At 72.6% G+C, this 13,887-nt stretch carries 7 protein-coding genes; 5 read left to right on the top strand and 2 right to left on the bottom strand.

Features of this window, described 5'->3' with window-relative positions:
• The first annotated feature begins 55 nt into the window (after positions 1-55).
• The 5 genes from J2X68_RS08145 to J2X68_RS08125 all read left to right on the top strand — a co-directional run bounded on the left by J2X68_RS08145 (position 56) and on the right by J2X68_RS08125 (position 6,686).
• Positions 56-541: an Lrp/AsnC family transcriptional regulator gene (locus tag J2X68_RS08145; protein ID WP_310431779.1), complete on the top strand. Its 486-nt coding sequence runs from the start codon at positions 56-58 to the stop codon at positions 539-541.
• A 163-nt stretch (positions 542-704) separates the two neighbouring features.
• Complete coding sequence (gene ddaH / locus J2X68_RS08140; RefSeq protein WP_310431778.1) at positions 705-1,517, top strand: dimethylargininase; 813 nt, start codon at positions 705-707, stop codon at positions 1,515-1,517.
• Positions 1,514-2,743, top strand: coding sequence for an ornithine--oxo-acid transaminase (gene rocD / locus J2X68_RS08135; protein ID WP_310431777.1), 1,230 nt, complete (start codon positions 1,514-1,516; stop codon positions 2,741-2,743). The genes ddaH and rocD overlap by 4 nt, the downstream gene beginning before the upstream one ends.
• 142 nt (positions 2,744-2,885) lie before the next feature.
• Positions 2,886-5,351 carry a SpoIIE family protein phosphatase gene (locus J2X68_RS08130; protein ID WP_310431776.1) on the top strand — a complete coding sequence of 822 codons (2,466 nt, stop codon included), beginning with the start codon at positions 2,886-2,888 and terminating at the stop codon, positions 5,349-5,351.
• Between the two features lie 81 nt (positions 5,352-5,432).
• Positions 5,433-6,686, top strand: a complete 1,254-nt coding sequence (locus tag J2X68_RS08125; protein WP_310432129.1) for a SpoIIE family protein phosphatase — start codon at positions 5,433-5,435, stop codon at positions 6,684-6,686.
• Between the two features lie 3 nt (positions 6,687-6,689).
• Here J2X68_RS08125 and J2X68_RS08120 read toward each other — a convergent pair whose 3' ends face one another.
• Both J2X68_RS08120 and J2X68_RS08115 read right to left on the bottom strand, forming a co-directional pair.
• The gene (locus J2X68_RS08120; RefSeq protein ID WP_310431775.1) at positions 6,690-7,115 is read right to left on the bottom strand and encodes a hypothetical protein; all 426 of its coding nucleotides are present in this window, start codon (positions 7,113-7,115) and stop codon (positions 6,690-6,692) included.
• A gap of 99 nt (positions 7,116-7,214) precedes the next feature.
• On the bottom strand, positions 7,215-13,652 hold the full coding sequence (locus tag J2X68_RS08115; RefSeq protein WP_310431774.1) for an RHS repeat-associated core domain-containing protein: 6,438 nt from the start codon (positions 13,650-13,652) through the stop codon (positions 7,215-7,217).
• Positions 13,653-13,887 lie beyond the last annotated feature (235 nt).

Genomic DNA, 13,887 nt, shown 5'->3' with positions numbered 1-13,887 from the left:
CGCACGCCTGGACATGTCCCGGGGTGTGGACGTATGCGCTGGATACAGTGCCCGCATGAACAGCGCGCCCGCCCCTTTCGACGAACTCGACCGGAAGATCATCACCGCACTGATGGCGAACGCCAGGACGAGCTTCGCCGAGATCGGGACGGCCGTCGGGCTGTCCGCGACGGCCGTCAAGCGCCGGGTGGACCGGCTGCGGGACACCGGGGTGATCACGGGGTTCACGGCCACCGTGCAGCCGTCGGCTCTGGGCTGGCGCACGGAGGCGTACGTGGAGGTGTACTGCGAGGGCGCCGCGCCCCCCAGACGCCTCGCGGAGGTGGTGCGCAACCATCCGGAGATCACCGCGGCGATGACGGTGACGGGCGGGGCGGACGCGCTGCTGCATGTGCGGGCCCGGGACGTGGAGCACTTCGAGAACGTGCTGGAGCGGATCCGCGCCGAGCCCTTCATCCGGAAGACGATCAGCGTGATGGTGCTGTCCCATCTGCTGCCGGACAGCCCGGAGGCGGGCGCGAGTCAGCCCGCACCCGAATAAACCTGCCGGGGCGCAGTGAACCTGCTTCGACCAAGCAGATCACGCAGCATTCGTGCGTCGACGCGCAATGCTTGTTCCTTGTCGGGCGTCCCCGTCAGTTCCTACCGTGGTGTCAACCGCAGTCGACACCGTAGGGAAAAGGGAAAGGTGGAGGTACCTCACTGTGACCGAGACCCGTGTGCGGCGCCCTCGGCGCTTCCTCGTCTGTGAACCCAGACACTTCGCCGTGCAGTACGCGATCAACCCCTGGATGCGTCCCGACAGCCCCGTCGACGTCGATCTGGCCCAGGAGCAGTGGCAGGGCCTGGTCCGCGCCTACCGGGACCACGGGCACACCGTGGACAGCGTGGAGCCGGCCCCCGGTCTCCCGGACATGGTCTTCGCCGCGAACTCGGCGGTGGTGGTGGAGGGCCGGGTCTTCGGCTCGCTGTTCCACGCGCCCGAGCGGCGGCCCGAGTCCGTCCACTACGACACCTGGTTCAAGGCGGCGGGCTACGACGTCCACCGGCCGGTGTCCGTCTGCGAGGGCGAGGGCGACCTCGTCTGGACCGGCCGGTACGTGCTGGCCGGCACCGGCTTCCGGACGACCCGCGAGGCGCACCGGGAGGTGCAGGAGTTCTTCGGGCACCCGGTGATCAGCCTGACCCTGGTGGACCCGCACTTCTACCACCTGGACACGGCGCTGTTCGTCCTCGACGACGACAACATCTCGTACTACCCGGAGGCCTTCTCCTCCGGCAGCCGCGAGGTGCTCGCCCGGCTGTATCCGGACGCGGTGCTCGCCACCCGCGACGACGCCATGGTGTTCGGGCTGAACTCGGTCTCCGACGGGCGGCATGTGTTCATCGCGCCCCGGGCCGAGGCCCTCGCCTCCCGTCTCACCGAGCGCGGCTATGTCCCCGTCCCCGTCGACCTCTCGGAGTTCCAGAAGGCCGGCGGCGGCATCAAGTGCTGCACGCAGGAGATCCGTTCATGACCGCACCCGTCGTCCCGACGCGCACCTCCGCCGATCTGATCCGCGCCGAGGAGCCCGTCCTCGCGCACAACTACCATCCGCTGCCCGTGGTCGTCGCGAGCGCCGAGGGCGCCTGGGTGCAGGACGTCGAGGGCCGCCGTTACCTCGACATGCTGGCCGGCTACTCGGCCCTCAACTTCGGCCACCGGCACCCGCTGCTGATCGAGGCGGCCCACCGCCAGCTGGACCGTCTCACCCTCACCTCCCGCGCCTTCCACAACGACCGCCTCGCCGAGTTCGCCGAGCGGCTCGCGCGGCTGACCGGCCTGGACATGGTCCTGCCGATGAACACCGGCGCCGAGGCGGTGGAGAGCGGCATCAAGGTGGCCCGCAAGTGGGCCTACGAGGTCAAGGGCGTCCCCGCCGACCGGGCGACCATCGTGGTGGCCGCGGAGAACTTCCACGGCCGGACGACGACGATCGTGAGCTTCTCCACGGACGAGACGGCGCGGTCGGGCTTCGGGCCGTTCACCCCGGGCTTCCGGATCGTGCCGTACAACGACCTGGCCGCGCTGGAGCAGGCCGTCGACGAGACGACGGCGGCGGTGCTGATCGAGCCCATCCAGGGCGAGGCGGGCGTCGTCGTCCCCGACGACGGCTATCTGACCGGGGTGCGGGAGCTGACCCGGCGCCGGAACTGCCTGTTCATCGCGGACGAGATCCAGTCCGGGCTCGGCCGGACCGGGCGGACGCTCGCCGTGGAGCACGAGGGGGTCGTGCCCGACGTGCTGCTGCTCGGCAAGGCGCTCGGCGGCGGGATCGTGCCCGTGTCGGCGGTGGTGGCCCGGCGGGAGGTGCTGTCGGTGCTGCGGCCGGGCGAGCACGGGTCGACGTTCGGCGGCAACCCGCTGGCCGCCGCGGTCGGCACGGCGGTGGTGGAGCTGCTGGAGACGGGCGAGTTCCAGCGCCGGGCGACCGAGCTGGGCGCGGTCCTGCGGGACGGGCTGACCGGGCTGGTCGGCAAGGGCGTCGTGGGCTTCCGGGCGCGCGGGCTGTGGGCGGGCGTCGACGTCGACCCGGCGCTGGGCACCGGCCGCGAGGTGAGCGAGCGGCTCATGCGGGAGGGCGTCCTGGTCAAGGACACGCACGGCTCGACCATCCGGCTGGCGCCGCCGCTGACCATCACCGGCGAGGAGCTGTCCTCGGCGCTGGCCACCCTGGAGGGCGTGCTGACGCGCGACGCCTGAGGGACGCGCCCCGCGAGGGGCGCGCTTCACCCGCCGTGCCGGCGCGCGGAGGCCCCCCGGGTGGCTCGGCCGCTGCGGTGCGGGCAGGGTGAAGATTGGGTCAGGAGGTGGTAGACCACTCTCAGCGACAGAGAGGTCGGCCGTGGGCACACACGACGAGGACGACGTCGCCCGCCGGTGGTTCGACGTGGCGGACACCGCCCCCCTGCTGCTCGACGCGCGGGGGGTGGTGACGAGCTGGACCAGGGAGGCCGAGCGCCTGCTGGGGTACCCGGCCGCCGAGGCGGTGGGCCGGGAGGCGGCCGGGCTGCTCGGTCAGGGGGACGCCGCACGGCTGCCGTACGTCCTGGAGCGGTGCCGTCGGGACGGGGGCTGGGCGGGATTGCTGTCCGCCCGCCGCCGGGACGGGCGGCCGGTGTCCGTGATGGCGCGGGTCACCTCGGCCCACGAGCGCGGCGGGGACGCGCGCTGGCTGGTCCTGCTGAACGAGATGACCGACGCCCCCGGCTGGGACATGAGCCGCGCGGTGCTGGAGCAGATGATCGGCGGCTCCCCGATCGGCATCGCGATGGTCGACACCGATCTGCGTTTCGTGTGGTCGAACGCGGCCCTGTCCAAGTTCGGCGGCGGCCGGCCCGAGAGCCGGCTGGGGATGCGGCTGGCCGAGGTCCAGCCGGGGCTGGACTCCGAGGCGATCGAGGCGCAGATGCGGCGGGTGCTGGCCACCGGCGAGCCGGTCCTCGGCTACGAGTTGGTGGGGCGGGTGCGGGCGGCGCCGCACCGCGAGACGGCGCACATGCTGTCGTTCACCCGTCTGGACGACGAGCACGGCGACCCCATGGGCGTCTACTACACGGTCGTGGACATGACCGAGCGGCACCGCGCCCGGCAGCGGCTCGCCCTGCTCGACCGGGCCGGCCGGCGCATCGGCCGCAGCCTGGACATCGCCCGGACCGCCCAGGAGCTGGCCGACGTGGCGGTGCCGGGGTTCGCCGACCTGGTCACCGTGGATCTGCTGGAGCCGGTGCTGCGGGGCGCGGAGCCCTCGCCCGGCCAGGCGTGGGAGAGCGCGGACGACGCCGTCAGCCTGCGCAGGGCGGGGCGGCGCACGACCGGCGACCTCGGGGTCGCGACCGGCCCCCGCGAGGTCGTGCACCGGGCCGGCTCCCCCGCGGTGCGCTGTCTGGCCGCGGGGCGGCCCTGGCGGGTGGAACGGCTCGACCCGCTCGACCCGCTCGACGCGTCCACCGAGGAGTGGGTCGCCTCCCTGCCGTCCGGGTCCGAGCCCCCCAGCGCCCTGATCGTGCCGGTCCGGGCCCGTGGCGTCGTCCTCGGCGTGACCACGTTCCTGCGGCGCGACCGGCACGAACCCTTCGGCGAGGACGACCTCGTGCTGGCCGAGGACCTCGTCTCCCGGGCCGCCGTGTGCGTGGACAACGCCCGCCGCTACACGCGCGAGCGGGACGCGGCCCTGGTGCTCCAGCGCAATCTGCTCCCCCGCCGGCTGCCCGAGCAGGACGCGGTCGAGGTGGCCGCCTGCTACCGGCCGGCCGACGAGCTGACCGGGCTCGGCGGTGACTGGTACGACCTGATCCCGCTGTCGGGGGCGCGGGTGGCGCTGGTCGTCGGCGAGGTGCCCGGACACGGCATCGACGCCGCCGCCGCGATGGGACGCGTACGGACCGCCGTGCGCACGCTGGCCGCCCTGGACCTGCCGCCGGAGGAGATCCTCGCGCACCTCGACGACCTGGTCACCCGCATGGACGACGAGGAGGGCGTGGCGGCCGGGACGGAGCCGCGCGAGCCCTGGTCGGACGGCGCCCGGACCGTGGGGGCCGCGTGCGTGTACGTCGTCTACGACCCGGTCGACGGGCGGTGCGTGATGGCCGCGGCCGGGCACCCCGCTCCGGCCGTCGTCCTGCCCGACGGCACCGTCTCGTTCATCGAGCTGCCCCAGGGGCCGCCGCTGGGCGCGGGCGGACCCCCGTTCGAGTCGGCCGAGGTGACGCTGCCGGAGGGCAGCACGCTGGCGCTGCACACGGACGGTCTGCTGGCCCGGGGCGAGCGCTGGGCGCTGGACAGCGACCGGGAGCGGCTGCGCCGAGCCCTGGAGCAGTCGGCGGAGACGCTCGAACTGCGCTGCGGGACGGTGATCGACGCCCTGGTGCCGGCCCGTCCGTACGACGACGTGGCCCTGCTGATGGCCCGGACCCGGCGGCTGGCCGCCGACCGGGTGGCCGACTGGGAGCTGCCCGCCGACCCGGCGGCGGTGGCCGAGGCCCGCAAGACCGCGAGCCGCCGGCTGGCGGAGTGGGGGCTGACGGAGCTGTCGTTCACCACCGAGCTGGTGGTGAGCGAGCTGGTCACCAACGCCATCCGGTACGCCGTCGGACCGATCCGGCTGCGGCTGATCCGCGAGCGCACGCTCTTCTGCGAGGTCTTCGACGGCGGCACCACCGCGCCGCATCTGCGCCATCCGCGCACCACCGACGAGGGCGGCCGCGGGCTGCTGCTCGTCTCGCAGGTCACCCAGCGGTGGGGCACCCGCTTCCTCCCCGAGGGGAAGATCATCTGGGCCGAGCAGTCGCTCACCGATCCCGACATGTGACCCGCTCCGCGCAGCGGTCCCGCCACCCCGTTCTTCACTCGCATGAGAAAATATCGCAAGACCGGCGAATGGGGCGCGGCCATGAACGACACGGCGATCGACTACGCGGCGGTGTTCCAGGCACTGCCGGGCGCGGTGGCGCTGCTGACGCCGGAACTGGTGTACGCGGACGCCAACAGGGAGTTCCTCCGCGTGTCCGGCCGCGAGCGCGAGCATCTGATCGGCCGGCACATCTTCGACGTCTTCCCCGACAACCCGTCCGACGGGGCCGCGAGCGGCATGCGCAACCTGGAGGCGTCCCTGAAGCGGGTGCTGGCCACCGGCGAGCGGGAGGCCATGGCGCTCCAGCGCTACGACGTCGAGTCGCTCGAACGGCCCGGCGAGTGGGACGAGCGCTACTGGAGCCCCGTCAACGCGCCCGTCCACGGCCCCGACGGCTCGGTGGTGCTGCTGGTGCACCGGGTCGAGGAGGTCACCGAGCTGATCCGGGCCCGCGGCGGCCGCGGGGCGGGCGGGGACGGAGCGCGGGCGGGCAGCCGGGGCCGTGTCCTGGAGGCCGAGCTGTACACCCGGGCCCGCGAGCTCCAGGAACTCAACGAGCGGCTGCGGCTGGCCCACGCCCGGGACCGCGAGGTGGCCCTCGCCCTCCAGGAGGCGATGCTGCCGGCAGGCCGGCAGGTCGGACACCACCGGGCCGCCGTGCGCTACCGGCCGGCGGTCGGCGCACTCAACGTGTGCGGGGACTGGTACGACATGGTGGACCTCGTCGGCGGCAACCGCCTCGGCGTGTCCGTCGGCGACGTCGTCGGGCACGGACTCGAGGCCGCCGGGGTGATGGGCCAGCTGCGCAGCGCGCTCAGCGCGACCTCCCGGGTCGCCGCGGGTCCGGCCGAGGCGCTGAACGTCCTCGGGCGGTACGCGCACGTCGTGGACGGCGCCGAATCGGCCACCGCGGTGACCACGTTCATCGATTTCGACCACCGCACCATCACCTACAGCAGCGCAGGGCACCCCCCGCCCGTGCTCGTGCACGCCGACGGCCGGGTGGAGTTCCTCGACCGGGCGACCGACCCGCCGCTCGACGCGCGGCCCACGCCGGTGCGCCGGCCCGAGGCGCGCACCGCCTACGACAGCGGCGCCACCCTCGCCCTGTACACCGACGGGCTCGTCGAACGGCGGCACGAGGACATCGACACGGGGCTCGCCCGCCTCGCCGACGCCCTCGCGCGCCACCGGGAGGCGGACCCGGAGTCCCTCGCCGACGCCGTCCTGCTGGAGCTGCTGCCGCCCGGCGGCGCGACCGACGACACGGCGCTGGTGATCGTGCGGCTGTGAGGGCTACCGCCCGTTGATGCCGGGCAGGCGGACGCCGTAGAAGTCCAGCATCGTGAGGGTGCGGGCCCGTGTCCGCTCCCCCATGTACGGCCAGGCGGCCTCCACGAGGCCGTCGGCGTTCAGGAGCTGTTCGAGGACCTCGAAGTAGGCGGCGCCCCGGACGCTCTCCAGGGAATGCGCCGTGAGCGTCTCCACGAAGTCCCAGCAGCGCGCGAGCAGTTCAGGGTCCGGGGTGTCGCTCTCCAGCTGCGGCATCAGGACCGGCGCGGTGAAGCACTCGGCCAGCAGCGGGTAGAGGTCCACGGCCGCGGCCTCGGTCAGCACCGCCGCTTCCGCGGGCATCCCGTACCTCTCGGCGAGGGACTCCGCGGATTCGGGCAGGGTGCGCAGCAGCAGGGCCGGGATGTCGCCGGCGGGGATCTCGCTCATGTCTCTTCCGGGTCGGTGTCGCGTCGTCGTGCGGGTGGCGGGGAAAGCGGAGGGGCCCGCCGCGCGTGGTGCGCGGCAGGCCCCCGTGCTCGGCGAGTGTCAGGCGCAGTTGCCGCTCGACGGGTCGCAGATCGATGATCCCCCACCCTGGTCGACGAACGGGTCGACCGTGGAGTCGCTCGCCCCGACGGGATCGAAGATGTCCTTGAACATCTCCCACGACCCCCGGCCCCAGCCGTACTCCCTGACGTACGAGGGAGCCTGGGCCGCCTGGAGCAGGCCGCCGGCGACGCCCAGGGTGCGCGAGAAGCCGCGCAGCCGGGTGGGCTGGCCGACGGGCTCGGGTCCCTTGAACTTGGTCGCGGGCTTGAAGTCCTGGCCGGTGAGATCCTTCACGCCGGGCGTCTTCATCACCGCGTCGAAGTTCGTCTTGATGGCGGACTTCATGAGCGGGTCGGCGTCCATCGTCTTCTTGACGTTGCCCGTGACGTCGCGCGAGTTGAGCGCGTCCCAGAGCTCCTTCGCCTCGGCCTTGGCGACGGCCAGGTCCTTGTCCGACAGACGGAACTTCTCCTTGCCCTTCACCCCGTCCCGCGCTTTGCGGTCGTTGTCCAGGACCTCAGAGAGGGCCTTCATGGTCGACCATCCCTTCTGGACGTGGAGTTCGTCCTTGCCGGGCAGCCGCTCACCGGTGTTGAACTCGTAGACGAGCGCCGTCGACATCTTCCCGTTGCCGAAGACCTGCTTCGCCTTCGCCTTGGGATAGATCTGCTGGAGCGCCCCGGACAGCTTCTTGTTGCTGACCGCCGGAGCCTGCGCCCGCCGCTGCATGAAGCCCGGGTTCTTGTTGGGAACCTTGTTGAAGAGCTTCGCGATCGCCTTCTGCACCGCCTTGAAGAGGGCGGCGAACCCGAAGAACTTGCCGTCCGGGTCGGCGTACACCAGCGGGTTGTTGTTGCCGTAGGTGTAGCCGTGCATCTGCTGCGGGTCGGACAGGTTCATCACCGGGTCGACGGAGAGGAACCGGCCGGTCCGGGGGTCGTACTCGCGGGCGCCCAGATGGGTCAGACCGGTGTCCTTGGTGTCGTCGATGCCGCCGACGAACCCTCGCGTGCCCGGCCAGACGGCCGGAGCGGCGCCCCGTGCGCCGCCGAACGGCAGGACCCTGCGCTGGGTGAGGGCCAGGTCCGTCGCGGCGACGGCCAGCAGGCCGGTGCCGTGGTGGTCGGCGAGGGTGAAGGAGAAGGTGCCGTCGTCGGCCCGGATCGCCTGGTGACCGCTGCCGAGGTCCAGGTACCGGGTGGCCCTGGCCTTCGCCGCGCCCTTGTCGAGGGTGACGTCGGTGTGGCCGAGGTGCAGGGTCGTGCGGGTGCCGGTGCGGGAGAGCAGCCGGTTGCCGTTCGCGTCGTACAGGTACTCGGTGACGTTGTCCGGCTTGCCGTCGACGGGCTCGGTGACCTTGGCGAGGAGCCCCTCGGCGTCCCAGTCCAGGTGCTGCCTGCCGCGGTCGGTGGTGTTGCCCGTGAGGTCGTACTTGTAGTCGGTCCTGGACGTCCCGGCGGGCCCCTGGGTGGTCACCGAGGTCAGCGTGTGGGCCTTGGCCGTCCCAGGCGCGGGGTACGCGTACGCGCGCTTGACGTCCTTGGTGGTGTCGCCTCCGGTGTCGTGCTGGGTGTCGGTCAGCCGGTTTCCGGCCTTGTCGTAGGTGTACGACTGCCAGTACGGGGCCGGGCCGCCGAGCTTGGCGGCGGACGGGGCGGCGGCACAGGTCTGGTCGCCCTGCGTCCACGCCTCGGTCAGCCGGCGCAGGTGGTCGTAGCTGAAGCACTGGTTGTCGGTGCCGGTGCGGGAGACGTCGTTCAGGGAGAGGACGTTGCCGGCCTCGTCGTAGCGGAAGGTGACGTTCTGGTCGACGCCGGGCTGCTCCTCGCGGTCGACGCGGGTGTTCGCCAGCCGTTGGGTGCCGTACTCGTAGGTGTTGGTGACCTGGGTCTTCCTGCCGCCGCCGGTCAGCCCGAAGGTGTACACCAGCGGTTTGCCGGTCCGGCTGTAGGTGGCCTTGGAGGTCATGCCCTGGCCGAACACGGAGATCGGCCGCAGGGTCTGGTCCTCGTAGGCGTAGCTGACCGAGCCGCCCGGCAGGGAGCCGGCCGCGGAGTAGCTGAGCGCGGCGACCAGGCCGGACGGCTTGTAGGCCGTGCCCGACTGATAGGTGCCGGCGAGCGCGCCCTCGGCGGCCGGGATCACGGTCGCCGTCTTGGTGGCGCGGTACAGCTTGTCGTACGCGGTGACGGAGGTCGTGTACGCGGCGTCGCCGACGTACCGGGTGGAGTCGGCGAGCTGGCCCTTGGCGCCGGCCACGGTGTCGTAGGTCCACTTGACCCGCAGCTTGCCGGTGGCCGAGCCCTCGCGCAGCTCGGTCTTGCGGCCCAGTCCGTCGTAGGCGTTGAACAGGGTGCCCTTGGCGTCGGTGCTGGAGATCACCTGGTTGCGGTCGTCGTACGTGGTGTCGGTGCGCCCCTTGTCGGGGTCGGTGATGGAGAGCTGGTTGCCGCGCTGGTCGTAGGTGTGGCTCCAGCTGTTGCCGGCCGGGTCGGTGACCTTCAGCAGCTCGCCCGACGGGGTGTGGTCGTACACCGTGGCGTCGTAGGCCGATTCGGGCGCCCGCGCCTGGTGCTCGCGCAACTCGGTGACGTTGCCCCGGGCGTCGGTGAGGGTGGTGACGGTGGCGGCGCCGACCGGCGGGATCACCGTGGTGCGGTCACCCGCGTAGATCGTCTTCGTGGTGCTGAGGACTGTGCCGCCGTCGCCGTTCCCGGCGATCTGCCTCTCCTCGACCGCGCGGCCCAGACCGTCGAAGACGGTGCGGGTCTGGGTCTCCACGGACAGCGCGTCGGCGGGCTTGAACAGCTCGGTGACGGGGCTGCCCTCGGCGTAGTACGGAGCCCACGTCCTGGCGGTCAGACCTCGTTCGTCGTAGAAGACGTCGGAGATGATCCGGCCGCCGTCCGGGCCGGGGGCCTGGGACTGCCGCTCCCGCAGGAAGCCGTCGTACAGCTTGTACGACGTGATCTGGCCGCCGTCGTTGTCGAGCAGCTTGGTGGCGACGGCGACCGGCTTGCCCTCGGTGACCGTGTAGCCGTACTCGTACGTCGGCACGCCGCTCGTGGCGCGGTCGGCGAGCCAGACCTTGGTGGCGCGGCCGAGCGCATCGTAGGCGTAGGTGGTGACGTTGCCGTTGGTGTCGGTCTCCTTCTGGAGCAGTCCGCGCAGCGGGTCGAGGTCCTTGACGGTGGTCTGGGCGGTGGCCGGGACCGCCGGGTCGGCGGGCGGAGTGGTCGTCCTGGTCTGGGTCGGCACTCCGGTGCTCGGCACAAAGGCGGTCGTGGTGGTCCGGCCGTCGGCGCGCACGGTCCGCACGGGGGCGGCGTCGCCGGTGACGGTGAGGTCGGCCGTCAGGTCGGTGACCGCCAGCTCGCGACCGTAGTCGTCGTAGGTGGCGCCGGCCTCCAGGTAGGTCGCCCTGGTTCCGTTGTGGCTCTTCAGGGGCGCGGTGGCCGTGGGGTCGCCCTTCGTCGGCCCGGCGCCGTAGGCCCCGCCGTCGTAGGCGGTACGGATGTCGTCGATGACGTCCTTGCTCCGGTCGACCGCGGCGTCGCAGGCCTTGGCGACGGTCTCCACCCGGGCGGGCAGGAGCAGGATGTTCTTGTCGGCGTTGGTGGCGTACGTGGTGCGCACGCACCTGTTGTCGGCCGCCGTGGCGGTGTCGCCGCGGTCGTCGACCTGGGTGACCCGGCCGGCGACGGTGTCGTGCGTGGCGGAACTGGACGTGGTGCGCCACTTGACGCCGGCGCCGTCGTCCAGGGAGGTCCACGCCTGGCTGTCGGAGACGCCCGTGAGGTCGGCGGTGACGGTGCCCCAGTCGCGCGTCTTCTTCGCCGTCTCGTGGTGCCAGGGCCGGTTGAGGGTCTTGGCGATCACCTTGCCGCCGGGCCGGTCGAAGGCGGCGGTCCGGTACTCCAGGCCCGCGGCCGACGCGTGGTCGGTGATCGGGTCGCCCTCCCCGGGTTCGAGCGAGACGGTCACCGACTTGGCGCCTCCCGAGGTGTCCTTGCGGTCGCCGTCCATGCCGCGCAGGAACCAGTGGTCCTCCTGCGACTTCATGGCGGCCGCGCCGCCCTGGCCGCCGCTCCTCACCCGGACGTGGCCGTAGCCGCGCCACTGCGACCAGGTCTTGTACTTCTCCTTGGTGAGGCCGTCGTCGTCGTCGAAGTGCCAGGCGGCGCCGTCGAGGTACTCGTAGGCGGTCACCTGGTCGGGGGCGCCGCCGGTGCGGTCGGTCGCGACGACGGAGGTGACGACGTACTTGTTGAACCACTCGCGGTCGGGGGCGTCGGTGCTGTCGCCTCCGATGAACTGCGGGAAGCAGCGCGTGGTGTTGGTCTGCGGGGTCGGCAGGGCGTCCGCGTCACAGGCGGGCGCCGAGTAGCCGGTGTCGATCTGACCGCCGGACTCGTCGGCCACGGTGGACAGGCGTGCCTTGATGAAGGGGGCGTAGCCGTCGCCGATCCGGTCCAGCCGGTTGGGGAGCTGGGTGTAGGCGAAGGTGGTCTTCGGCAGGGTGATCGGCGTCGCGCCGGTGTGGCCGGTGTGCTGCACGCTGTCGAGGAGCAGCTGGTAGTCGGTGTCGGCCATGCCCCAGCGCTGGCCGAGTTTCCAGGAGTCGACCTTGCCGTACGTGCCGTCGGGCTCGAGGACCTGGGTGGTGACGCCGGTCAGCCGCTTGCGGGTCCAGAAGGAGGGCGAGAGGCGGCCGTCGTCGCACTTGGCGCCGGCCTTGCAGTTGAGGTCCCACGGCGTGTCGTACCAGTAGGAGGCCTTGGCGTCGATGGTGTCCGGGGCACAGGTGACGCCGTCCTGCGGCAGGCACCGCTCGGCGTTGTCGAAGACGACCTGGGCGGAGGGCTTGTCCACGAACATCCGGGAGGACCGCAGCCCGTAGTCGATGCGCTCCAGGTAGCCGCCGCGGGTGTACGGGGTGTCGTCGTCGGCCTTGAGGTTGCGGCCGTAGGAGTTGGCTTCCTTGGCGTAGTGGTAGCCCATCGCGTTGCCGTGGGTGTCCACGACGTAGTCGAGGTTCCACCGCCAGGCCTGCGGGCACCAGGATCCGGCGAAGTCGGAGGCGTGGCACGGCTCGCCCGTGTCGTTGCCGTAGACCGGCACGGTCCAGGTGGAGTCCGTGGTCTCCTTGCCGCTGGTCCAGCCGGGCAGCCGGTGGTAGCCGAAGAAGTAGGCGGTGCCGTCCGTGGTGGTCACCCGCCAGTACTCGCCGTCGTCGTCCCCGTTGCCGCGGGCGGTGTCGGTGAGCCGGGCGACGCGGGTGCCGTCGTCCTGCCTGAGCCGGAACTCGTCCTTGCCGGCGGGGACGAGCTCGCCGCCCTTGCCGTTGAAGGAGATGAAGGCGTTGTCGTAGGACCAGCACAGGTCGCCCGGCTTGCCGCCGTCGGCGTGCTTCTCGCCGTCCTCGGCGCAGGGCTTGTAGCGGCGCTCGATGAAGCCGGGCGACAGGTCGAAGCCGTCGCCCACCCAGGAGCCCTGGTTGTTGGTGCCGCCGGTACGGCCGTCGATCGAGCCCGAGGAGTAGTCCAGGCTCACGTCCGGAGTGAGGTCGCCGGGCACGTCGGGCGTCGGCATGTCGTACGACCAGGTGAAGTCACCGGTGTTGAGACGCGTGGTCCACGTCGCCGACGGAGACAGGGAGGTGGCCTTGAAGTCGCCCTTGGCGCCGCCGGTCTCGGCGGCCGCGGCCAGGACGGTCGTCCCGGCCGCCCGCAGGCTCACCGTGTGCGCGGTGAGGGTCTGCCGGTCGGTGTCGTTGCGGGCGGCGATCGGGGTCGCCTTGCGGCACTTCTGCTCGGCCGGGGTGGTGAGCGCGCAGCCGGGCAGTTGCACGAGGTGCAGCCGGGAGGCGTAGCCGCCGCCGTAGGCCTGCGCGAAGTCCGCGTAGTCGACGGTGACCGCGACCTTGCCCGCCGCGGTGGGCGGGGTGCCGGAGCGGGTGACGCCCTGCCCGCGGTCCTTGGCCTCCAGGGTGAACAACAGGCCGTCGACGCCGGCGCGTCGGGCCTGGTCACGGCCTCGCACGGCGGCCTCGACGGTCCCCTGCACGGCGTCCCGCGCCGTGCTCGCCGGGGCGATCGTCAGCGGCAGCGCACCGGCCCGCTGCGCGGCGGGGGCCTTCTTCCCCGTGGGTACGGGCAGCTCCACCGTGGCGGTGCCGGTCTGCGGCCAGGAGCCCTTGGGCTTCGTGCCCGGCGTCTTCGGACCGCGGGTCAGGGTGCGCGGCGTGACCTCGACGCCGTCGGTGCCGGAGACCGTCCTGTCGGCCTTGGGCACACCGGGCAGGGGGTGGCCGCCCGCGGCCTGGGCGGGAGAGGCGGCGGCCTGGATCAGGCCGCCGAGCATCAGGGCCGACACGGCCAGGGATATCGGCCGGTGCAGGGCCGAGGGAGAGGAACGTGGGGGTTTGTGTCTCATGCGTATGCCGTCCGTCGCTGTGCGCCGCCGGTCCCGCCCGTGGCGGGGCGCCGGCGTCGCTGGTGAAAGATTGCGGGGTGCGCCAAGAGGCGTGCGGATCCCGGGGGTACGGGCGGGGGGGCGGGGGGGCCCCGCCCCCCCCCCCCGGGGGGGGCCCCCGCCCCCGCGGGGCGGGGGGGGGGCCGCCGAACACGAGGCCCGGAGCGCGACCCCCACGCGGTGGTGGGGCGCCCCC

It is taken from the genome of Streptomyces sp. 3330 (assembly GCF_031456635.1).
GTDB lineage: Bacteria > Actinomycetota > Actinomycetes > Streptomycetales > Streptomycetaceae > Streptomyces.
Note: the sequence above shows the minus strand (reverse complement) of the source record. Positions and strands in the feature narration are given on the sequence as shown.

What these genes read in the sequence shown, in the direction of transcription:
- J2X68_RS08145 (WP_310431779.1), top strand. Translation starts at nt 56, where the DNA reads ATGAACAGCGCGCCCGCCCCTTTCGACGAACTCGACCGGAAGATCATC.
- rocD (WP_310431777.1), top strand. Translation starts at nt 1,514, where the DNA reads ATGACCGCACCCGTCGTCCCGACGCGCACCTCCGCCGATCTGATCCGC.
- J2X68_RS08125 (WP_310432129.1), top strand. Translation starts at nt 5,433, where the DNA reads ATGAACGACACGGCGATCGACTACGCGGCGGTGTTCCAGGCACTGCCG.
- J2X68_RS08120 (WP_310431775.1), bottom strand. Translation starts at nt 7,115, where the DNA reads ATGAGCGAGATCCCCGCCGGCGACATCCCGGCCCTGCTGCTGCGCACC.
- J2X68_RS08115 (WP_310431774.1), bottom strand. Translation starts at nt 13,652, where the DNA reads ATGAGACACAAACCCCCACGTTCCTCTCCCTCGGCCCTGCACCGGCCG.